Source organism: Caulobacter sp. AVps18, from assembly GCF_058681425.1.
This window is the reverse complement of the sequence record NZ_CM178737.1, coordinates 3101173-3124098: the sequence shown is the minus strand read 5'-3', so window position 1 is coordinate 3124098 and position 22926 is coordinate 3101173. Positions and strand designations below refer to the sequence as shown.

Annotated in this window: 8 protein-coding genes; 3 read left to right on the top strand and 5 right to left on the bottom strand. The window is 64.4% G+C overall.

The window, feature by feature from the left end; translation table 11 throughout:
* Window positions 1–47: 47 nt before the first annotated feature.
* Genes ACW179_RS14245 through ACW179_RS14235 form a run of 3 tightly spaced genes read left to right on the top strand, consistent with a single transcriptional unit; the run spans window position 48 to window position 3724 of the window.
* Window positions 48–1499, top strand: coding sequence for an SEL1-like repeat protein (locus ACW179_RS14245; RefSeq protein ID WP_492060134.1), 1452 nt, complete (start codon window positions 48–50; stop codon window positions 1497–1499).
* 28 nt (window positions 1500–1527) lie between these two features.
* Window positions 1528–1806: a hypothetical protein gene (locus tag ACW179_RS14240; protein ID WP_492060133.1), complete on the top strand. Its 279-nt coding sequence runs from the start codon at window positions 1528–1530 to the stop codon at window positions 1804–1806.
* 25 nt (window positions 1807–1831) lie between these two features.
* Window positions 1832–3724 carry a tetratricopeptide repeat protein gene (locus tag ACW179_RS14235; protein WP_492060132.1) on the top strand — a complete coding sequence of 631 codons (1893 nt, stop codon included), beginning with the start codon at window positions 1832–1834 and terminating at the stop codon, window positions 3722–3724.
* Here the strand turns inward: ACW179_RS14235 and ACW179_RS14230 are convergent.
* The 5 genes from ACW179_RS14230 to ACW179_RS14210 all read right to left on the bottom strand — a co-directional run bounded on the left by ACW179_RS14230 (window position 3702) and on the right by ACW179_RS14210 (window position 22627).
* Window positions 3702–5486: a tetratricopeptide repeat protein gene (locus tag ACW179_RS14230; RefSeq protein WP_492060131.1), complete on the bottom strand. Its 1785-nt coding sequence runs from the start codon at window positions 5484–5486 to the stop codon at window positions 3702–3704. The two genes, ACW179_RS14235 and ACW179_RS14230, sit on opposite strands and share 23 nt — an antisense overlap.
* Window positions 5487–5813: 327 nt before the next feature.
* Window positions 5814–7679, bottom strand: a complete 1866-nt coding sequence (locus tag ACW179_RS14225) for an O-linked N-acetylglucosamine transferase, SPINDLY family protein (RefSeq protein WP_492060130.1) — start codon at window positions 7677–7679, stop codon at window positions 5814–5816.
* Window positions 7676–9469, bottom strand: a complete 1794-nt coding sequence (locus ACW179_RS14220; RefSeq protein ID WP_492060129.1) for a tetratricopeptide repeat protein — start codon at window positions 9467–9469, stop codon at window positions 7676–7678. Before ACW179_RS14220 ends, ACW179_RS14225 begins: the two co-directional genes overlap by 4 nt.
* Window positions 9466–10545 carry a glycosyltransferase family 4 protein gene (locus ACW179_RS14215; protein ID WP_492060128.1) on the bottom strand — a complete coding sequence of 360 codons (1080 nt, stop codon included), beginning with the start codon at window positions 10543–10545 and terminating at the stop codon, window positions 9466–9468. Before ACW179_RS14215 ends, ACW179_RS14220 begins: the two co-directional genes overlap by 4 nt.
* A 151-nt stretch (window positions 10546–10696) precedes the next feature.
* Window positions 10697–22627: a putative Ig domain-containing protein gene (locus ACW179_RS14210; RefSeq protein WP_492060127.1), complete on the bottom strand. Its 11931-nt coding sequence runs from the start codon at window positions 22625–22627 to the stop codon at window positions 10697–10699.
* Window positions 22628–22926: the final 299 nt, after the last annotated feature.

Sequence of the window (22926 nt, the reverse complement as noted above, 5' to 3'; positions counted from 1 at the left end):
GCCGCTTGCGACGCACCAGGCTTCCGCCTGCGGCCAGGCGTTTGGCGATGCGGCTGCTGCCTTCGCGCTTTGCGAGCGCGCGGATCTTCGTCATGCCCGATCTGGCGAGTGGCCTTGCTGCACTCGATGCCGGTGAGGTCCAGAATGCCCTTCTGCACCTGCGCCCCTTGGCGCTGCAGGGCGTGGCCGAGGCCGAGTATCGGATGGGCATTCTCTGTCTCCATGGCGTCGGGCTGGTTCAAGACCTTGGTGACGCCGTGTTCTGGCTGAGCCGCGCGGCACAGCAGGGACATGGCGAGGCGCAGAGCGAACTGGGCATGGCCTACATCACTGGCAGCGCCGCCCCTGCTCCGGACGGCAGCCTTATGCGCTGGCAACGCATCGCGGCCCAGACTCATGGTCAGGTCGCCCAAGCGAATCTGAGCCTGCTGCACCCCAATGGTTTGGGCCTTGAGCGCGATGTCGCCAGAGGCCTGGCATTGCTGGAGGCTGCCGCTGCCCGAGACGTGGTATCGGCGCAGCTGCGTTTGGGAAGCGTCTATGCAGACGCCGCCTATGGTGTGCAGGATCTGGATGCTGCGCTGTCCTGGTATCGGGCCGCAGCGGCGCAGGGCAATGTGGATGCCCAGTTCAGTCTGGGCGTACTGCATGCCCGGGGGCATGAGGCCAGGCAAGATCTGACGGCTGCGCTTGGCTGGTTCCGCAAGGCCGCTGAGCAGGGACATGTCGTCGCCATGTTCAACATGGGCCTGATGCACGCCAATGCCTATGGCTGCGAACGCGACATAGCTGAAGCGATCCTATGGTATAAGAAAGCTGCGGACGCAGGCGAGGCCAATGCGCAGTTCAATCTGGGCCTCATTCATGCCAACGGCCTTGCGGGCCAGCATGACTATGCCGCGGCCATCACCTGCTTCATCAAGGCGGCCGAGCGGGGCAATGTCTCCGCGCAGTTCAACCTGGGACTGCTTTACGCCAATGGCATTGGTTGCCAGCGCAACATTGCAGAAGGGACTATCTGGTATCGCAAGGCGGCAACTGCGGGCAGCGATGCAGCGCAGGTCAATCTCGGGCTCCTTTATCTCGAGAGGACCAATCCCGCGCGCGACGCGGGAGAGGCAGCCCTTTGGTTCCAGCGCGCATCCGAGACCGGCAATGCCCTGGCCTGGTTCAATCTGGGCGCGCTCTATGCTGCCGGAAATGGCGTCCCTCGCGACGATGCCGAGGCTGCTCGCCTGTTTGAACTCGCTGCAGAGAAGGGTAGCGCCGGCGCGTCCATCGCGTTCGCCCGGTTGGTCGTCGAGGGCCGCGTCGCACCCGCTGAACGAGGTCGGGCCTATGGCTGGCTGTGGCGCACCATTGAAGGGCTCGACGCTGGTGGACAGCGCGACGATGCGCATGCGATGTTGGACGCTCTGGCGGACGGCATGAGCGAAGCCGACATCGATCAGGCCAAGGCGCTAGCCGTCGGCGCACTTCCAGTGCCTGCCACCGCCTGATTTCAACGCCACGCGGAGGGAAGCGCATATGGGCTACTATGATATGGTCGAGCAATGCTGGGGCCTGAGCGAGGCAGCGCGCGACTATGTCAAGGCTGCCGAACGTGACGTGGCACGTGGCGAGATGTGGGAAAGGGTGTTCTCGGCCTCGCCCCTGGTCGATATCGACCGCACGCTGCGCGAAAGTCCGCAGTTCGAACGGGTGTTCCTGCACTCCCCCTATGGCCTTCAGTATCGTGCCGATCACAAGGACTGGATTCCGTTCCGGCACAGCGCGATCGATTTGACGGACGAGGCCAATATCTGACGCCGCGCCCGCTTCGATGCCGACAGTGGACAACCTGCTGGCCGAAGGTCTTGCCCGATATCGCGGAGGCAGGCCTGGCGAAGCCGAGGCGATCTATCGCCATATCCTGAACGCTGATCCCGATCAGACGGACGCGCTGCATCTGCTGGCGCTGGTGCACAAGGGCGCGGAACGTCATGCGGAAGCGCGGGCGCTGTTCGAAAGGGCGTTAAGGCTGCGCCCGGAGATGTCCGATGCGCGGTTGAACTTTGCGACATTTTTGAAGACGCGCGGTGAAAGTGATCAGGCGGCAGCGCATTTGCGGGCCGCGGTGGCTTTCGATCCCGCTGTGGCACTGGCCTGGCAGGTGCTTGGCAGCACCGCGCTGGAGAGTGGCAGCGCCGGCCATGCGCGCGCGCTGCAACTTCTCGACCGCGCCATCACCCTCGATCCCGGTCATGGCGAAGCCCATTACCAGCGCGGCATCGTCCTTCGCCAGATGGAGCGGGTCGACGAGGCGATCATGAGCCAGCGCCTCGCCATCGCCAAGGGCATGGAGGGACCGGGGGCCTATATGGCCCTGGGTAACAGCCTGCTCGGCAAGGGCGAGGAGGCGGCCGGGGTTGCCGCGTTTAAGACGGCGCTATCGATTGCGCCCGACAGCCGGGAGGCCTGGTATAATTACGGCAACGCTCTCTACGCCAGCGGGAACGCTGCGGCGGCGTTGACGGCCTATGCGCGCTCGGAGCAACTGAACCTGCCGATCGCGCGCACCCGCCACGCGGCGATGTTGGTGGAGTTAGGCCATCACGCGGAGGCGGAGGCGGCGCTGCTTCGGTCCCTGCCGCTGCCCGGTACGGAGGTCAGCCTTTGCATCGAATTGCTGCATACGACGATGGTCGCCCAGGGTCGGCTGGCAGAAGCGCGTAGTGTATTCACGAACCTGTCGACGACTCCGCTGGGCGGGCGGATCTATGCCGCCGAATGTCGCACGGCACTGGCGGCACTTGATCTGGCCACCGGCGAACATGCGTCGGCGGCACAGCGTCTGAGCGGAATTCCGAGCGAAAATTGCTGGCTGTTCACGACACGGTCGCTCGCCGCTCTGCGGGCCACCCTGGATGAGCAGGGGCAGACGGTGGAGCGCTGTGCGAACCCCGATCCGGCCCGGCCACGCATCGGATCGAGCACGCTCGGCACGCGGGGGCGGTTCGCGCACAACGTCCTCGAATATGTGATGCTGCGGCTCTATGCCGAGCGCTACGGCCTGGTCCTGGAAACACCGGACTGGGTTGGGGGGCTCTATTTCGACGTGGACGATCCAAAGCCCAGCGGAGCGCTGCCGCCCTGGCTATTTGCGCGGCACGCGCTGAACGACCTGGTTGACGGAAAAGGTGAGCCGCGCGCCGACCGCGATGTGCTCTCGCCGCTGTTCCTGTTCGACTATCCCGAGCGGTTCCGGGATCGCGTACAGCACTGGCTGAAGCCGCGCAGGGAATGGCTGCCAAAGATCGAGCCAGCCGTAAAAGCGCTGCGCGACGGTGGTCGAACGGTCGTGGCGCTGCACATTCGTCGCGGCGATTTCGTTCAATATGGGTATCCGGTTACGCGAACCGATCGCTATGTGGAGTGGCTGCACGACCTATGGCCAAAGCTCGAGCGGCCGGTCCTGTATCTGGCGAGCGACGATCTGGAAGCGGTGCGCGGCGACTTTGCCGAATTTGCGCCGGTGACGCTGGCCGATGTAGCGCCTCCTTGGCCCGATCTGGACTATCTGCAGGATTTCCATGTGCTCAGCGAAGCGGACGTCGTGGGGGTCAGCGCCGCCAGCGGCTTCAGCCAGCTTGCCGCGCGCCTGAACCAGCGCGCCCGGATCTTGGTACAACCGGACATCGCGACGCAGCGCATCGTGCCGTTCATTCCATGGACCGGCGACTGAGCGCCGCTGCCAGCCGCTGAACCACCCCGGTCCAATCGCCCCGCCGATCCTGTCGGAACAGCCGCATGGTGGGATACCAGGGCGTGTCCTCCCGCTGTTCCATCCATCGCCAGTCAGGCGAGAACGGGATTACCGTCCAGGTCGGTCGCCCGAGCGCACCGGCCAGATGGGCTGGTCCCGTACAGGAGGTGATGATCAGGTCGAGATTGGTCATGATGGCAGCGGTATCCGCGAAATCCCGGATCTCGTCGTTCAGATCGACAAAGTGCGATGGCAGCCAGTCCGCTCCCAACAGGTCGTTTCGACCCGCACCTTTCTGCAGCGCAGACAGCGTGACGCCCGGAACGTCGAAGAGCGGTCGGAACGCCGCCAGCCCCGGCGAGCGGAGGCGATCGGCCTTGAACTCCGGATTGCCGGCCCAGACTAGCCCGACTTTCAGTCCGTCGTGACTGCCTAGCCGCCTGGCCCACTGCGCAGTCAAGTCGGGCTCGGCGGACAGATAGCCTGTGGTCGCCGGAATTGTCGCCAGCGTGGTGCCCAGCAGATGCGGCAGGCTCAGCAGCGACGCCTGATAGTCGTGCGGCGGCAGCGTGCCGAAACGCGGGATCACGCTCTCGACGCCTGCCATCCCGTTGAGCAGGCGGACGAGCTGGCTGTTGCATTCCAGAAAAACGCGTGCGCCCATCGCGCTCAGCAGCGGTGCGTATCGGGCGAACTGGATCGCGTCGCCCACGCCCTGTTCGTCATGCAAGACGATCGTGCGTCCGCGCGGATCTTCGCCCTGCCATGCCGGCGCGGCAAAGTGGCGCTTGGGGGACGGAAAATCCGCCATGAGCGAGCGCCACTCATATTCGGCGAAGCCTTCGCTTAACTCCCCGCGCATAAGCAGCGCCATCGAGAGTGCGGTATGCGCTGGCGGCAACCCCGGGTCGGCCGCGACCGCTCGCCGGGCCGCCCGGATCGCCTGATCACCATGCATCAGATCATTTTCGGCAAGACTGAGGTTGAGCCATGTATTGGCCGCGTTGGGCTGCGACTCCAGCGCGCGGTGAAAGCAGTCGACGGCCTCCTCTGGCCGATCCAGATCCTTCAGAGCGATGCCGTAATTGTTGAGCAATCCGGTATCGTTCGGGGCCAGCGCCAGGCCGGTGTGATAGGCGGCCATGGCCTCGTCCAGGCGATCGAGCCGACGGAAGGCGACGCCGAGGTTGGTGTATGCGGCCGTGGACAGCGGATCCATGCCAAGCAGATCGTACAGAATGTCGATCGCTTTTTCGGCCTGGTTGCCGGCAATGCGCAGGCTTGCAAGCCGAAGGTAAAGATCGACGCTTGGGCCACGTATCGCCATCAATTGCTCGACGGCCTCAGCGGCCTCACTATGGCGGTTCAGACCTTCGAGGATGTTCGCCAGATTCTGCCGCGCGTCGGTGAAATCCGGCGCGAGTTCCAAGGCGCGCAACACCGAGGCGAGTGCATCCTCCAGTCGACCGGCTCGCCGCAGCGCGCTGGCGAGGTTTGAAGCTATTGCGGCATCGGTGGGCATTAATCGCGCCGCTTCGCTCAGCAACTGGACCGCCGCTGTGATCTTGCCGACCTGCAACGCCAACACACCCATCATGTGCATCGCGTCGAAATGATGCGGGTTCGCGGTCAGCACGCGGCGGTAGAGGGCCTCCGCCTCCGCCAGCCCACCCAGCTGATGATGACGCAATCCTTCCGTGTAAAGCGCCGCAAGGTCGTCCGGAAGTGCCGTCGATGTCATGCCCGTATACTATCCCCAATCTGCTTTGGGTTTTGATGGCTCAGGGTTCCTCGTGTGCAGATTCCTTCCTGTAGCGCCATGTGACTTCAAGCAAAGCGGTCCGCCGCGCCCCAGCCACAGGCATAACGAGCCAGGATAGCGCACACCTCGCGGCCTCGCCGCTGGACCAGGGCTATCACGTAACCAGCGTCTTGCGCCCCTCTGGCACCAGCTTGGAGGGCTGGACATGCGCCGCGACTGGGGCTTTGCGGGCGATTGTGCGCGCGGCATGTACCTGAGATGCAGGCGGCGTCGCCGCACGATGATCCGCAAGGAAACGGAGCGCGTTCAGGCAGCTTTGGCGACCCGTTTGCGCCACATGGCGCGATAGGCGTCCTCGACGTCTCGCGCAAAGCGCGCATGGTTCATGATTGGCGCGGCACGCATACAAGAGCGAAGATCGCGCCGATATGTGGCGAGGCGATCGGGATCGGCGGCCAGCGTCGCCGCTCGCTCGACATAGTCTTCGGAGGTTTCGGCAATCAGTTCCCCCAGCCCTGAATGGGCCAGAATGCTCGCAGACACGCGCGCGACATGGTGGTCCCCAAGCAAGGCGATGACCGGTACGCCCATCCACAGCGCTTCGCAGGTCGTCGTCGTGCCGTTGTACGGCAGGGTATCCAACGCAATATCCATGCGGTCGTAGGCCTTGAAATGATCGTCCGATGAAACGATCGCGGCCTCCAGTTCTACCCGTGAAGGATCGATGCCACCCAACGCAAAGCGATCGCGGAAGCGCGCGCGTGTGGCAGGATCGCCGAGCGCCCTGCCCTTCAGCAGCATATGCGAATCCGGCACACGCCTCAGCACCCTGCACCACAATGCGACGGTCTCGGCGGTCACCTTTGCCAGATTGTTAAACGATCCGAACGTGATGAAGCCTCGAGCCATGGATGGCGGCGCGCTCGCCGGCGGGATGTCCGTCGTAGGTTGATAGGCTAGGAATCCGTGCGGCAGGCGTACCAGGGCCTCGCTGTGCCAACGTTCGGTAAGGCCGGGCGGATCGGCAATGGCGTCGGTGAAGCGATAGTCGATCGCGGGCATTCCCGTGGTGTCGGGGTATCCCAGCCACGTCACCTGCACCGGCGCCGGCCTGCGTGCGAACAGCAGGGGACGGGAACCTGCGGTATGCCCGGTCAGATCAAGCAGGATGTCGATGCGATCCCGCATGACAAGGGCGGCCGCGGCTTCGTCCGACAGGCCGTCGATCGAAGCCCAGTGATCGCTGCGCGTCCGGATACGCGCTGTCACGTCATCCTGTCTCGACGAGATCGCGTAGCAGAAGGTTTCAACCTGTGATGGATCGTGTCCGTACAGGAGCGGTTCGAAGAAGCGAGACACCGGGTGGGCACAGAAATCGGGTGACACATAGCCGACGCGCAACCGCCGCGCAGGATCGCGGTCGGCAATCTCCGGGAGCCGTTCCGGTAGAAGCGGTTGGGCGTGAAGCGCATTCCAACGCTGGTGCGCGCGCCAGACGACCTCCGGCGGCACCAGCGGTGTATAGTGAAGCGCGAGAAGAAGATTTGAGTGGAGCAACGGAACCGCAGGATGCCGGTCGGTGGCCTCGCGGAGCAGGCGGATCGCATCGATCACGCGCCCGGTGGATTTCAGCAACTCGCCCAGATTGGCAAAAGGCTGCGGCAGTTCCGGTTTTGCCGCGATAGCGGCGCGATAGCACTGCTCGGCCAGGTGCCAGTCGCCGCTTGCCTGATGCACGTCCGCGAGGTTGCTATAGGCTTCACCCAGGGACGGGTCGGCAAGTAGAGCGCGACGATAGGCTTGCTTGGCGCCGTCACGATCTCCCAGTGCATTGACCGTCATGCCAAGATTGAACCACCCCTCCGCATAGTCGGGGCGGAGCGCAACAGCGGCACGGGCGCTCGTCAAGGCTTCGGCGTAGCGATCCAGACTGCTCAGAACGCCCACCAGATTGCTGCGGAATGCCGCTTCGTCAGGCGAGGCGGTGATTGCATGGCGATAGAGGTCGATGGCTTCTTCGAAGCGTGATTGCCCACGCAGCAGCACCGCCAGATTATTGCTGGCATAGGCATGGCGGGGATCGCTTTTCAGCAGCGCGCGATAGCAGGTCTCGGCTTGGTCAAGCCTCCCGGCGCCATGATGGGCTATTGCCTCCTCCAGCAGCGCGGTCATCCCATCATGCCTTCAGCGGACAGGATGTCACGCAGCCTGTGTGTGGCCTGGCCCCAGGTGAAATTGGCCATCAAGTGCCCACTTGCATCCGGCAGCGCAACGTCACGATCCTTGACGATAGCCTCCACGATGGCGACCGCAGCGTCCTCGTCCGGTTGCCACCAGTCCAGCCCGAAAAATGGAGGATATGGGGTATCTACATAAGGCTGGCGCGCTGGCGCGACTGTCGCGGGGATCATGCGCGCAACCGATGGATTGAGATAATCCAGATAGGCGCTGTGGGCCGGCGCGATCAGACCAAGCCCCATCGCCCCGGCCTTTGACATCGGCAAATCCCAGCCTTCGCCGTGCGACATGCTCCAATAGTATGTCGCGGCGGCATAAAGCCCCGCCATCTGCCGTTCATCGAAAATCTGATCGACCAGCAGGATGCGCCCGGCATCGGCGAAACGGCGACCGACCGCGGCCTCACTCTTCTTCAGCAGGTCGCGAAGGATCTGGCCTTCGTTCTCTTTCCCGCGACCCGTTTTCAAGATCAGCACGGCATCGTCCGTGCGCCGTGTCGCGCGCAGCCAGACGCGAAGCAAGCCGGCCAGATTCTTGCGAGGAATCAGGTCCGAGACATTGAGAAAGCGATGGCGAAACGAAGAGACAGTGCGGTCGCCGTCCGACACCAGCACCATCGGACTTATGTCGCGTGCCATCTGCTCGGCATCTACGCCCAACGGGCACACGCGAAGCCGGGTCTCGGGAAAACCCTGAGCCGCCCAGGCGAGCCGCGATGATTCTGTCGGGACTATAACGAGATCGCTCGTTTCGCTGAGCTTTGCCCACGGGGGCGGAATTCGGGTCCCTTCGAACATCGAATAGGTCACCGTTGCCAGGCCCGGCACCTTCTCCACAGCGATCGGGATTGCGATGTTGAGCAGCGCCCGAGCGGGAACCGGGACGTGCAGCGGCTCCGCGGCCCAGCGTTCCTTGCCCGTAAGGCCGACCACGGTGAGCGGAACGCCTTGCTCGCGCAGCGTCTGGATATAGCGGCGGCCCATATGCGCATAGCCACTGATCGTGTCGAACGGGCCGCGCAGCACCAGGCCAGGGGCCGCTTCGCCGGGCGGAGGAACGGCGGTGGCGGCTTCGCGATAGCTGCGGATTCGACTGGCTATGCCGGCTGCTTCATCGGAGGTGGGGTCGGCGCTTTGTGTCTTTTCAATGAAGGTGGTGGCGCGGTCCAAGTCTCCACGCCGCAGGGCAAAAGTGGCAGCGAACATGTTCGCATAGCCATCATCAGGAAAAAGACGAAGCGCGTTGCCTACCGTGTCCGCTGCGGCTTCTGCATCGCCCAGATGGAACATGGCCGAGGACGCCGCCACCCAATAGGATATGTCCCGCACCGCAAGGTGGGCCGCGCGCTTCGTCAGTCTTGCCGCAGCATCCAAATCGCCCTGTTCGCGATAGATCAGACCCAAGCGACTAAACGCGACCGCATCGGAGGGGTCGAGCACGCAAAGTTGGCGCAGCCGGAGGATGGCACCGTCGAGGTCGCCAATCATTTGTAGCGCGATGGCCAGGTTTGTTAGTGGCCCACTCTGCGTCGGGTCAATCTCTACCGCCACGGTCAGCGCGGCCATCCCATCCTCGGCGCTGCCAGATGAAGTCAGCGCAACGCCAAGCAGATTCAGCAGATCCAGATTGCGCGGGGCATCCGCCAGCGCCGCCTGACAAACCTGCACCGCTTCCTTCCAGCGGCCAGCCTGGGCGTGACTTCGCGCAAGTGCGAAGCTGTTCATGGGAATCCGACGGCCTGCACGAATTGCTCTGCGAAACTGCGCCAGGTCCGCTCGCTACGGATAAAGGCCTGCCCGCGCTGCGCCAGCCGCTGCGCGTCCTCCCGATTGGCGTACAACGTCTCCAGGTGCGCCACCATTTCCTCGACCGAGGACTCGCCCCAACCGCGCCTACGTCCATGGGGATCATCGACTGGATACTGGCGTGTGATCGGCAGCGCGACGCCCGATCGAAGCAGATCACGGTGTCCAGTATTGCCGGACAGGATCGTTGGCACGCCGCACGCCATTGCTTCCATGGCAACCAGATTGGTGGCCCCCTCGCAGCGATTGGGAAAGATCGCGGCATGACATTCCGCCAGGACCGGAGCGACCTGGTCGCGCGAAAGAAAGCCCAGATCAACGAAACCGTCCGCCGGGGCCCCGTGCGCGATAGCCCACTCGGCGATCTTGAGCGTTCCGGTTGCACCGTCGATCTCAGCGGGTACAGGCGTCAGACGGGACTCGGCGATACTGCCTGCCAGTTGCGGCCAGGGATTGTGCCACGCGGTGACCAATATGGAATCGGGGTGGCGGGCATGGAAGATGCGGAACGCTGCGAGAACCAGGTCCTGCCCTTTCCGGAACTCCAGTTTGCCACCGGAGAATATCACAAAGCGATCTCCGAAAGCTCCGCGCGCTGGAAGGATCGGCAGTTCGTCCGGATCGACGCCTTGCAGGACGCAATCAATGTTGGTGAACCCTGTCTCGATCAGGAGATCGCGATTGAAGGAGGAATGAACGACAATACGCTCATACTGCCGCGCGCGCGCGATCAGCGGCTCGTCAAACAAGGTGTCCTCGAATGCGATCACACCGATGTTGCGATCGCCCCGAAACCGTCGTGATGGGGCATCGGCTTCGAACTGGTTGCCCAGCGCGTGCAGAACGGTGCAATCGCCCAGATGCAGAACTTGCTGCTCCCGCTGGGCCGCAATGGCAGCGATCTGGCGGTATCCATCCATCAATGGTGCCAGCTTTGCCTGGTTCTCAGGCCGAAGCGTAGAGAGCTTGGGCTCCTGCAGCAGCAGGAGGGGCACGTTCCGCTCGGTGCAGAGCAGCGCAGTATGCACCCCTACCAGCCCCCAACCGTGAATCTCGGTCAGTTGCCACGTCAATGCTAGCGTGCGCGTCAGTTGAACCACCCCGGCACTGTGGGCTCGTTGATCGACGTGGCTACGATATCCAAGGTTAGGAACCAAAGATTACATTGTTGTCGAGCTGAGTGGCATTGTTGCGGATCAAGCCCAGCAGACGGATCTCGCTAGTTCCGACCTCGGCGTTCGCGTCGGTCAAGCTGACCAGATACATGCCGGTGTCAGTGCCGTTAGACACCATCACCATCACACTGCTACCCGCCTGCGCATTGTTGATCGATCCAATTGCGGCTCGAACCTCGGCAAGGTTCGTGTCGGTCAGATTGGTCACGCGCGCAGTCAATCGAACCACATCGTCCGTCTGGATGTTGATCCCGCCCGTGCCACGGCTGGCCCAATCGACTACGCCGTTGCCATTATGGTCCAGCATGGTGCGAAGCTCCCCGCCGAGCACGATCTGGTCCGCGCCGGACTGGAAGTTCTGTATCTCGTCATAGCCCTGGTTCGCACCGGCTGCGGTGCCTTCGGTCGGCTTGCTGAACAAGACCTGATCGGCCCCGCCGCCCAGCGTGATCCGGTCCGCACCGCCCCCGCCCGTGAAGCGGACGCCCCTGTCGCCGACAATGGTGACCACATCCGCCAGTGCGCCGCCGGCAAGCGTCTCAATGCCGCTTGCGAGCACGGTGATGCCGGTATTGCCGATCGTCACGATGTCCGTACCGGAGCCGCCCGTAAGCGTTTCTATGGCACGGACGAGCAAAACATTGCCGCCATCGCTCAGGGTTATTGCGTCGGTGGCGCTGCTGCCGATCAGGACGTCAATCCCCTGCGCCATCATCGTGACGCCTCCCCCAAGGAAGATGAAGTCCCTGCCGGCCCCGCCCATCAGCGTCTCGATGCCCGAGACCGTGGTGGTAGAGCCAGTGCCACCCAATGTGACCTGGTCAAGGCCTGCGCCACCGGTCAGCGTCTCAAGCGCGGTGACGGTAATCGTGTTTGCGCCATCACCCAATTGTACCCAATCCTTGGTCCGGCTGCCGACCAGCATTTCCACGCCGGAAACGGCAATGGTGTTACCCACGCCACCCAGAATTATTTGATCGTCCCCGTTGCCGCCCGCCAGGCTTTCGATCAGCGAAACGTTCATCGTTGCGCCACCAGCGCCGATCGCGATGAAATCGCTGGCACCGCTGCCGACCAGCACCTCAAGTTGAAGCACCGCCACCGTGGTCCCGCCTGAGCCGGTAAAGCGTATTGAATCGATACCGGTGCCGCCAATGATCGTGTCGTATCCGTCCATCACGTCGCGACCGTTACCGCCATCGGGCAGTTGCAGCACTCGGACGGGCGATACCACTGTCAGGGCTACGGTCGCGGTCGAAGTCGAACCTGATCCGTCGGCGATCGTGTAGCTGAAACTGTCCTGCGACAGCGTGCCGCCCGGCAAAGCGTTGAATGCGCCATTCGCGTCGTAGACGTAACTGCCGTCCGCATTCACCTGCACCCGGGCGCCGGAGGACAGCGGGATGAAGCTGCCGATTGCGCCTGTGTTGTTTATCGCGACAACGCGAACGCCGTCGCCTGCATCCGGATCAGTGTCATTGCTGAGCAGGCCACCCGAACTGACGGACAGCATGCCGCTGCTATCGACGCGCACCGTGTCGTTCGTCGCGATCGGACCACGATTACTATTGTCGACGATGAGGCTGAAGGTCTGGCTTGCGGTGGTGCCGGCCCGGTCGCTGGCGGTAACCCTGATCGAGACGGTCCCGGCATTGTCATAGCCCGGCTGGGCGGTGAACGCGCCGGTCGCGGCATCAAACGCCAGCCAGGACGGCAGCGCGCCGCCGTCCGCCAGCGTGGCGGCATAGGCCAGGCTGTCGCCGGCATCGATGTCGCTGAACGCGCCGCCGGGGATAGCGAACGCCAGGGTAGCACCCTCCGCGACCCGCTGGTCGCCCAGGGCCGCGCCGAGGCGCGGCGCGTCGTTCACCGGCGTTGCGTCCAAGATGATGGTGCCGGTGGCAGGCACGCTGCCCGCCGCATCCGAGCTGACGCTAATCGCGACGCTGGTGTCGGTCGCATTGTCAGCGACCGGGGTGAAGGTCACGGCGGCCAGCGCGGCATTGACCTGGGCCTGTGTGCCGGTGGCGGTCCACAGACCGGTGCCGGCGTCGTATTGGGCGACACCGCTGGCCGAGAGCAGGCCCAGCGCCGGACTGGCCAGCGCCAGTGTGGCGGTGATCGTCGCACCGGCAGGGGCGCTGGCGATTGATGACCCGCCCAGGCCGACCGCGCCGCTGTCCTCCAGATAGGAGCGCGTCGCGGTGGCGTTGGCCAGCGTGATCGCGGTCGGCTCGACCGCAAATCCACCGCTGGACAGCGTACCCGACAGCCCATTGCCCGCGATATCGCGCACCAGCGTCCCGCCGACGCTCAGTGCCAGCGTCCCGCTGCCCGCAATGCCGGTGGCGGTGACCGTGAAGCTACGATCGTCGATGCGCGTGATGGTGCCGATGGTGCCGCTGGCGGTTCCGCTACGATCAAGCGACAGACTGCCCGCATCGAGCCCCTGCACCGCTTCGGAGAAGGCCACTGTCCAGCTCAGCACGCTGGTGTCAGCGCCCGGCGTGCCCTGCACCGCGACCGCCGCAACACCGGGCCCCGTGCGGTCCAGGGTGACGCTCGCGGCGCTGCTGGCCGCGCTGATGCGGCCGGTGGGGCCTGTCGCCGTAGCGGTGAAGCTGGGGGTGCCGGTCAGGGTGCTGGCGTCGACGGTGAAGCTGTAGGTGCCATTGCCGTCGGCGGTCACGCTTTGGCCGCTGTCGACCCCGTCGATGAACAGGCGCACGCTGGTGCCCGCCCCTGCGGTGCCGCCAAGCTGCAGGCTGACCGCATTGGTGATGCCGTCGCCCGAGGAACTGCCGCTGTCGCTGATCGCCGCTAGGGCCGGAGCGGACGGGGCCGCCGGAGCGGCCAGCGGGGTGATGACCACGTCGAAGTTCGACTGGCGTGATCCACCCGATCCATCACTCGCAGTGACCGTGATCGTGCGCGTGCCCGCCATCGATGGCGTCCAGACCAAGCCCTGCTTCACCGTCACCACGCCGCTCGCAGCGTCGATCGCGAACACATCACGATCCGCCGTCGCCAGCGCAAAGGTTACCGCCGGGCCATTGGGATCAGTCGATGAGGCCGTTAGGCCCACCACCGTGCCACCAGCGGCACCTTCGATCACAATGTTTGCCGCAGCATTGGCGTCAATCGGCGCGCCGGGTGGGGTGTCGTCGACGATGAGGCTGAAGGTCTGGCTTGCGGTGGTGCCGGCCCGGTCGCTGGCGGTAACCCTGATCGAGACGGTCCCGGCATTGTCATAGCCCGGCTGGGCGGTGAACGCGCCGGTCGCGGCATCAAACGCCAGCCAGGACGGCAGCGCGCCGCCGTCCGCCAGCGTGGCGGCATAGGCCAGGCTGTCGCCGGCATCGATGTCGCTGAACGCGCCGCCGGGGATAGCGAACGCCAGGGTAGCACCCTCCGCGACCCGCTGGTCGCCCAGGGCCGCGCCAATGCGCGGCGCGTCGTTCACCGGCGTTGCGTCCAAGATGATGGTGCCGGTGGCAGGCACGCTGCCCGCCGCATCCGAGCTGACGCTAATCGCGACGCTGGTGTCGGTCGCATTGTCAGCGACCGGGGTGAAGGTCACGGCGGCCAGCGCGGCATTGACCTGGGCCTGTGTGCCGGTGGCGGTCCACAGACCGGTGCCGGCGTCGTATTGGGCGACACCGCTGGCCGAGAGCAGGCCCAGCGCCGGACTGGCCAGCGCCAGTGTGGCGGTGATCATCGCACCGGCAGGGGCGCTGGCGATCGATGGCCCGCCCAAGCCGACCGCGCCGCTGTCCTCCAGATAGGAGCGCGTCGCGGTGGCGTTGGCCAGCGTGATCGCGGTCGGCTCGACCGCAAATCCACCGCTGGACAGCGTACCCGACAGCCCATTGCCCGCGATATCGCGCACCAGCGTCCCGCCGACGCTCAGTGCCAGCGTCCCGCTGCCCGCAATGCCGGTGGCGGTGACCGTGAAGCTACGATCGTCGATGCGCGTGATGGTGCCGATGGTGCCGCTGGCGGTTCCGCTACGATCAAGCGACAGACTGCCCGCATCGAGCCCCTGCACCGCTTCGGAGAAGGCCACTGTCCAGCTCAGCACGCTGGTGTCAGCGCCCGGCGTGCCCTGCACCGCGACCGCCGCAACACCGGGGCCCGTGCGGTCCAGGGTGACGCTCGCGGCGCTGCTGGCCGCGCTGATGCGGCCGGTGGGGCCTGTCGCCGTAGCGGTGAAGCTGGGGGTGCCGGTCAGGGTGCTGGCGTCGACGGTGAAGCTGTAGGTGCCATTGCCGTCGGCGGTCACGCTTTGGCCGCTGTCGACCCCGTCGATGAACAGGCGCACGCTGGTGCCCGCCCCTGCGGTGCCGCCAAGCTGCAGGCTGACCGCATTGGTGATGCCGTCGCCCGAGGAACTGCCGCTGTCGCTGATCGCCGCTAGGGCCGGAGCGGACGGGGCCGCCGGAGCGGCCAGCGGGGTGATGACCACGTCGAAGTTCGACTGGCGTGATCCACCCGATCCATCACTCGCAGTGACCGTGATCGTGCGCGTGCCCGCCATCGATGGCGTCCAGACCAAGCCCTGCTTCACCGTCACCACGCCGCTCGCAGCGTCGATCGCGAACACATCACGATCCGCCGTCGCCAGCGCAAAGGTTACCGCCGGGCCATTGGGATCCGTCGATGAGGCCGTTAGGCCCACCACCGTGCCACCAGCGGCACCTTCGATCACAATGTTTGCCGCAGCATTGGCGTCAATCGGCGCGCCGGGAGCAGCATTTGCCACGGCGATCACGAAATTCTGGGTCGCGCTTCCAAAGCCGCCGTTGTCAGCCCTGACCGTTACGCTATGCGATGCAGTCGTCTCATTGTCGAGCAGCGCGCCGTCCTGCACGGTAATGACGCCGGTCTGGCCGTCTATCTGAAAGCGCCCGCCAGCGTCGTCGACCAGTGAGTAGGTGATTGTCTTTCCCTGGGGATCGACTGCGGAGACGGTGATACCCACCGTTGTTCCGCTGGCGACACCTTCGGTCACGCCATCACTGACCGTGTTCGTGTCGGACGGCGTGGACGGTGTTGAATCCAGCACGTTCAGGTCCAGCGTCGTGGCGTTGGAGCCGTCGCTTGCGCGGACCCTGACGACCTGCGCTCCGCTGGTGAACTGGATCGCCGACGGGTTGGCGATCGTCACCACACCGGTGCTGGCGTTGATCTGATATGCGCCACCCGCATCATCGACGAGGCTGTAAGTCAGTGCATTGCCGTCTTGTGCTGAAACCGTGCCGACCACGGTTCCGGCCGACGCTGTGGCCGACGCATAGAGCGTGCCGCCAAGGCTGGCCGGCGCGACGGTATCAAGCGCGATGACGCCGCCCTGCACATTGGCGGCGGCGATCGCCGTGCTGCGTCCGTCGACCACGCCCGATCCGCTGCCGACGAAGTCCAGACGCAGCGTACCTTCGCCGGTGATCTGATTGATCGTTACCTGATAGGTGGTGCCATCGCTTCCGACCGGTGCCAGGGCACTGACGGTGCCGACGAGCGAAGACGTGCCGACGACGGTGAAGTCCGCCGCGTCGACACCGGTCACCGGCTTGGTAAAGGTCACCGTATAGACAATGCTGGTCGCGTTAGCGGCCGGGGTGCCATCAACAGTGATGCTGCTCACCGCTGGCGGCAGGACGGGGAAGCTGAGCAGCGTGTTGCCGCCGCTGTTGGCGACCACAAGGTCGGCAATGTCGAGGCTCGCCTGCCCCTGGAGCACGACGACGATCGGGCTGCCACTGCCGATGGTCAGGACGGCGTCCGCACCGCTGACGGCGATCGAGACGTCGCTGGCGGCGAAGGTCGCGCCGCTGAGACGCAAGCTGTCGCCGTCTAGCTTGAAATCGGTAATGACGTCGCCGTCGGTGACGTCGAACAGGTTCTGGCCGGTTCCCCCCGTCAGTGTGTCACCGCCGCCGCCACCGATGATCGTGTCGTTGCCATCGCCGCTGATGATCGTATCGTTGCCGTCGCCTCCGTCCACAGTGACCGAGGTCGTGGAGCCGGATGCCATGACGATGCGGTCAGCACTGCTGCTGCCCGTGACCAATTCTACAGCGGAGATCGCAATGGTCTGGCCGCCGGTGCCAAGCATTACGGTATCGGATCCGCTGCCGCCGGTGACTGACTCCACGGCGGCCACACTGATGGTCTGTCCGCCGCTGCCAAGCACCAGGACATCACTGCCGCTGCCGCCCGTGACCGACTCTACCGCCGCGACGGCAAGAGTGCTGCCCGCCGTGCCGGTGCCGGTCACAACGTCGACCAACGCGCCACCGGTCAGGGTTTCGATCAGCGATACCGCCATGGTGAAGCCGGAGGTCGCAGCGACCACATCGCTTCCGCTGCCGCCGCTCAAGGTCTCAATACCGGTGACCGACAGTGTCTGCCCGCCACTCCCTAGCACCAGGACGTCAGTGCCACTGCTGCCCTGGATCGATTCGACCGCGCTGACGGCCAGGGTCGACGCAGCGTTGAGACGCACGAAATCTGTTCCGACAGATCCGAGAACGGCCTCCGCACCCGAAATCGCTAGAGTCTGGCCGCTGCCGCCGAGCACGACACTGTCAAATCCAGTGCCACCCAACAGGGTTTCGACGGCAGAAACCGCTAGTGTGCCACCGGATGCGGTGATGCTGATGACGTCGCTGAACGCGCTGCCGACCAGCGTCTCAATTCTCCACACGTTCATGGTCGAGCCGGCTGTTGCGGTGACTATGTCAAGTCCGCTGCCGCCGATCACGGTTTCTACCGCCGATATTGCGATGGTGATGCCTGCCGTGCCGGTGCCGGTCACAACGTCAACCAAAGCGCCACCGGTCAGGGTCTCGATCTGCGACACCGCCATGGTGAAGCCGGACGTCGCAGCGACCACATCGCTACCGGTTCCGCCAATGAGCGTTTCGATCTGACTGACCGCAGTCGTCTGACCGTTATTGCCAAGGGTAATCCGGTCAAGTCCGCTACCGCCGGTTACGGTATCTATGCCCGCGACGGAAAGCGTTTGCCCGCCGGTGCCCAGCACTATCGCAAAATCGCCAACGCCGCCGAAGATCGTCTCAACGCGGGTCACGAAGGCGGTTTGACTTCCTTCGACGGTAACGACGTCCTTGCCGATCCCGCCGACGATGCTTTCCAGAGCTGTCGTAGAAACCGTGTGGCCGCTGCTGCCCAAGATGACTGCGTCGTTTCCGCTGCCACCCGTCAAACTTTCAAGGGCAGCGATAGCAATGGTCTGTCCGCCGCTGCCAAGCACGACGGTATCGGATCCGCTGCCGCCGGTGAGCGTTTCGATCTGACTGACCGCAGTCGTTTGCCCGAAATTGCCAAGAGTAATCCGGTCAAGTCCGCTACCGCCGGTCACTGTATCTATGGCCGAGACGGAAAGCGTTTGCCCACTGGTGCCCAGCACAATCGCGAAATCGCCAACGCCGCCGAAGATCGTCTCAACACCGGTCACGAAGACGGTTTGACTGCCTTCAACAGCAACGACGTCTTTGCCGATCCCGCCGATGATGCTTTCCAGAGCTGTCGCAGAAACCGTATTGCCGCTGCTGGACAGGATGACGGCGTCGTTTCCGCTGCCACCCGTCAAACTCTCAAGGGCAGCGATCGCGATGGTCTGTCCGCCCCCGCCAAGCATGACGGTATCGGCTCCGCTGCCGCCGGAGACAGACTCCACGGCGGCCAGGCTGATGGTCTGTCCGCCCGCCCCCAGTGCGAGCACGTCATTGCCGCTGCCGCCCGTGACCGATTCCACAGCCGTGACGGCAAGCGTGCTGCCTGCCGTGCCAGTGCCGGTCACAACGTCGACCAACGCGCCGCCGGTCAGCGTCTCGATCAGCGACACCGCCATGGTGAAGCCGGAGGTCGCCGCGACAACATCCTTTCCGCTGCCCCCGCTCAAGGTCTCGATGCCGGTGACCGTCAGCGTCTGCCCGCCGTCGCCCAGCGCGAGCACGTCATTGCCGCTGCCGCCTGTGACCGTTTCTACAGCCGCGACGGCAAGAGTGCTGCCTGCCGTGCCGGTGCTGGTCACAACGTCGACCAACGCGCCACCGGTCAGGGTTTCGATCTGCGACACCGCCATGGTGAAGCCGGAGGTCGCAACGACCACATCGTTTCCGCTGCCGCCGCCCAAGGTCTCGATGCCGGTGACCGACAGCGTCTGCCCGCCGTCTGCAAGCGCGAGCACGTCAGCGCCGCTGCCGCCTGTGACCGATTCCACAGCGGCGATCGCGACCGTCTGACCGCCGTCGCCAAGCGTGACGGTATCGGATCCGCTACCGCCAGTGACCGACTCCACGGCGGCCAGGCTGATAGTCTGTCCGCCCGCACCCAGTGCGAGCACGTCATTGCCGCTGCCGCCTGTGACCGTTTCTACCGCCGCGACGGCTAGAGTGCTGCCTGCCGTGCCGGTGCTGGTCACAACGTCGACCAACGCGCCACCGGTCAGGGTTTCGATCAGCGATACCGCCATGGTGAAGCCGGAGGTCGCAACGACCACATCGTTTCCGATGCCGCCGCCCAAGGTCTCGATGCCGATGACCGACAGGGTCTGCCCACCGTCTGCAAGCGCGAGCACGTCAGCGCCGCTGCCGCCCGTGATCGATTCCACGGCGGCGATCGCGACCGTCTGACCGCCGTCGCCAAGCGTGACGGTATCGGATCCGCTGCCACCGGTGACCGACTCTACGGCGGCTACGCTGATGGTCTGCCCGCCAGTGCCCAGCACCAGTACGTCACTGCCGCTGCCGCCCGTGACCGATTCCACAGCGGTTATTGCGATGGTACTGCCTGCCGTGCCGGTGCCGGTCACAACGTCGACCAACGCGCCACCGGTCAGCGTTTCGATCTGCGACACCGCCATGGTGAAGCCAGAGGTCGCCGCGACCACATCGTTTCCGCTACCGCCGCCCAAGGTCTCGATACCGATGACCGACAATGTCTGCCCGCCGTCGCCCAGCGCGAGCACGTCACTGCCGCTGCCGCCTGTGACCGATTCCACAGCGGCGATCGCGACCGTCTGTCCGCCGTCGCCAAGCGTGACGGTATCGGACCCACTGCTGCCGGTGACCGACTCCACGGCGGCCAGGCTGATGGTCTGTCCGCCCGCGCCCAGCGCTAGCACGTCATTGCCGCTGCCGCCTGTGACCGATTCCACAGCCGCTATTGCGATGGTGCTGCCCGCCGTGCCGGTGCTGGTCACAACGTCGACCAACGCGCCACCGGTCAGCGTTTCGATCTGCGACACCGCCATGGTGAAGCCGGAGGTCGCGGTGACCACATCGTTTCCGATGCCGCCGCCCAGGGTCTCGATGCCGATGACCGACAGGGTCTGCCCGCCGTCTGCAAGCGCGAGCACGTCAGCGCCGCTGCCGCCCGTGATCGATTCCACGGCGGCGATCGCGACCGTCTGACCGCCGTCGCCAAGCGTGACGGTATCGGATCCGCTGCCACCGGTGACCGACTCTACGGCGGCTACGCTGATGGTCTGCCCGCCAGTGCCCAGCGCTAGCACGTCATTGCCGCTGCCGCCTGTGACCGATTCCACAGCCGCTATTGCGATGGTGCTGCCCGCCGTGTCGGTGCTGGTCACAACGTCGACCAACGCGCCACCGGTCAGGGCTTCGATCTGCGACACCGCCATGGTGAAGCCGGACGTCGCAGTGACCACATCGTTTCCGATACCGCCGCCCAGGGTCTCGATGCCGGTGACCGACAGCGTCTGCCCGCCGTCTGCAAGCGATATCGCGTCGTTCCCGCTGCCGCCGGTCAGATCCTCGATTGACGAAATCAGCAGGGTGGCCCCGCTCGTCCCGGTGAGGGTCACGACTTCGCGTTGGCCGCTGCCGGTCAGCGTCTCCAAGGCTTCGACGGCAATCGTCGCACCCTCGGTCCGCGTGAGCGAAACAACGTCGGTGTCGGTGCCGCCAATTACGGTCAGATAGGAATTGACCGAAACCGTATTGCCGCCGTTGGGCAGAGTCAGCGTATCGCTGGGGGGCGGTGCCGCACCCAGCACGACATACTGGCCGCTGTTGGTCAGTGTACGGGCAACCCCGTTATCGTAGATGGTCTCGACGCCGGAAACATAGATCGTCCCCTGCGTCTCGGTGAAACTGAAGACGTCGTTGCCACTGTCGCCGACGATGGTTTCCACGCTCGTCAGTTGCAGGGTCGTGCCGCCGGCAGCGACCAGCAAGACGTCAGTGCCGATGCTGCCGACCAACGTCTCAATCTGCGACACGTTCATCGTCGCGCCGGCTGTTGCGGTGACTATGTCAAGTCCGCTGCCGCCAATGATGGTTTCCAAAGCTGCCGTAGAAACCGTATTGCCGCTGCTGGCCAAGATGACAGCGTCGCTTCCGCTGCCACCCGTCAGACTTTCAATGGCAGCGATCGCGATAGTCTCTCCGCCGTCGCCAAGCGTGACGGTATCGGATCCACTGCCGCCGGTGACCGACTCCACAGCGGCCACGCTGATGGTCTGCCCGCCATCTGCAAGCGCGAGCACGTCAGTGCCGCTGCTGCCCGCGATCGATTCGACCGCGCTAACGGCCAGGGTCGACGCAGCATTGAGACGCACGAAATCTGTTCCGACAGATCCGAGAACGGCCTCCGCCCCCGAAATCGCTATGGTCTGGCCGCTGCCGTCGAGCACGACAGTGTCAAATCCAGTGCCACCCGACAGGGTTTCGACGGCAGAAATCGCGAGTGTGACTCCGGTTGCGGCGATGCTGATGACGTCGTTGAACGCGCTGCCGAGCAAGGTCTCAATCAACGACACGTTCATCGTCGAGCCGGCTGTTGCGGTGACTATGTCAAGGCCGCTGCCGCCTCTGATCGTTTCGATGCTCGAAACGCTCAGGGTATTGCCATTTGAAGACGACGGAGCCGACATCGACACCACGTCGACCTGACCGCTGCCGATGATCGTCTCGATCAGGGCGACGAGCATGGTGCCGGTGCGGGTGGCGGCGGCAAGCGCGACGTCGCCTACCAGCGCGGTCGTCGCGCGTTCCACGACATTGATGACGTCGTTGCCCGAGAACCCGATCAAGGTGTCGATGTCGCTGATGGTCAGGGTCGTGCCGACGTCTAGCAGCACCAGTGCATCGCGGGCGCCGGTACCGCCCGCGATGCGCTCGATCATTGACACGCCCAGCGTCATGCCGCCGGTGACAGCATTGATCGAGCCGGTCTGGTACGCGTTGGTTACGAGGTCATAGCCGATACCGCCGATCAGCGTGTCGACGAACGAAACGCCCATCGTGTTGCCGCCGGAATCCAGCGAGTGAACATCGACCCTGGAACCATTGCCCAGGAGAAATTCGATACCGCTGAAGAAGGCGGTGTTACCGTTCGTGGAAGCAATCTGCGCAATAAGATCCTTCGCACCAGCACCGATGACCGTCTCGATGGCCCCAATGACAGTCGTCCCACCCACCGTATTGGACAAAGTGATGACGTCTTTACCCGACGCGCCCAGGATCGATTCAATGTAGCTGATGCTGACCGAGCTGCCGCTCGTGTCGGACAGCGTGATGAAGTCGGTTCCGCTGGCAGCGCCGATCAGCGTCTGGATTTCGCTGACCAGCATCGTCGAACCGTTCGTCGTGGTCGTTAGAACGTCTTTGCCGGCATTGCCTATAATGGTCTCAAGTAACCGGACACCCAGCGTATTACCGGACGTTCCGCCCAGGGTGACGACTTCCTTGGATGAGCCGGTTGGGGCGTAAAGATGATCGACGCTGGTGATCGTCAACGTCTGGCCGGCGGAGCTCAAAACCAGGCCCTGCGAACCGGACCCCACGCCCTTCACGAACGAATAAACTGTCCCCGTCGTAAGGGTAACATCCGCGCCGCCCGAGAGGGTCAAGGTTCCGCCAGCGGCCATAACTCAGCTTTCCCCAGCCAATGAAGAGCAACGCCATTTAACGAGCGATTCAAAGATTTTAAAGAACGTTATAATGAGATCCGAATGTCGCCGGGCGAATTCTGTTTTGATGTGCGATTCGTGAGGCTTTTTACGGACTTAGGTCCACCGAGATTTTCAGTTAAGATCGCGTTACGATCATCGCACGCTTGAAGCACGCCAACTGATCTGCCGCGGGTGCGACACCAAGGCACCCATCCGAGTCACCCCCAAGCGCGTCTGCCGCCATCCATCGACCATCC

What these genes read in the sequence shown, in the direction of transcription:
- ACW179_RS14245 (WP_492060134.1), top strand. Translation starts at nt 48, where the DNA reads ATGCGGCTGCTGCCTTCGCGCTTTGCGAGCGCGCGGATCTTCGTCATG.
- ACW179_RS14240 (WP_492060133.1), top strand. Translation starts at nt 1,528, where the DNA reads ATGGGCTACTATGATATGGTCGAGCAATGCTGGGGCCTGAGCGAGGCA.
- ACW179_RS14230 (WP_492060131.1), bottom strand. Translation starts at nt 5,486, where the DNA reads ATGACATCGACGGCACTTCCGGACGACCTTGCGGCGCTTTACACGGAA.
- ACW179_RS14225 (WP_492060130.1), bottom strand. Translation starts at nt 7,679, where the DNA reads ATGACCGCGCTGCTGGAGGAGGCAATAGCCCATCATGGCGCCGGGAGG.
- ACW179_RS14220 (WP_492060129.1), bottom strand. Translation starts at nt 9,469, where the DNA reads ATGAACAGCTTCGCACTTGCGCGAAGTCACGCCCAGGCTGGCCGCTGG.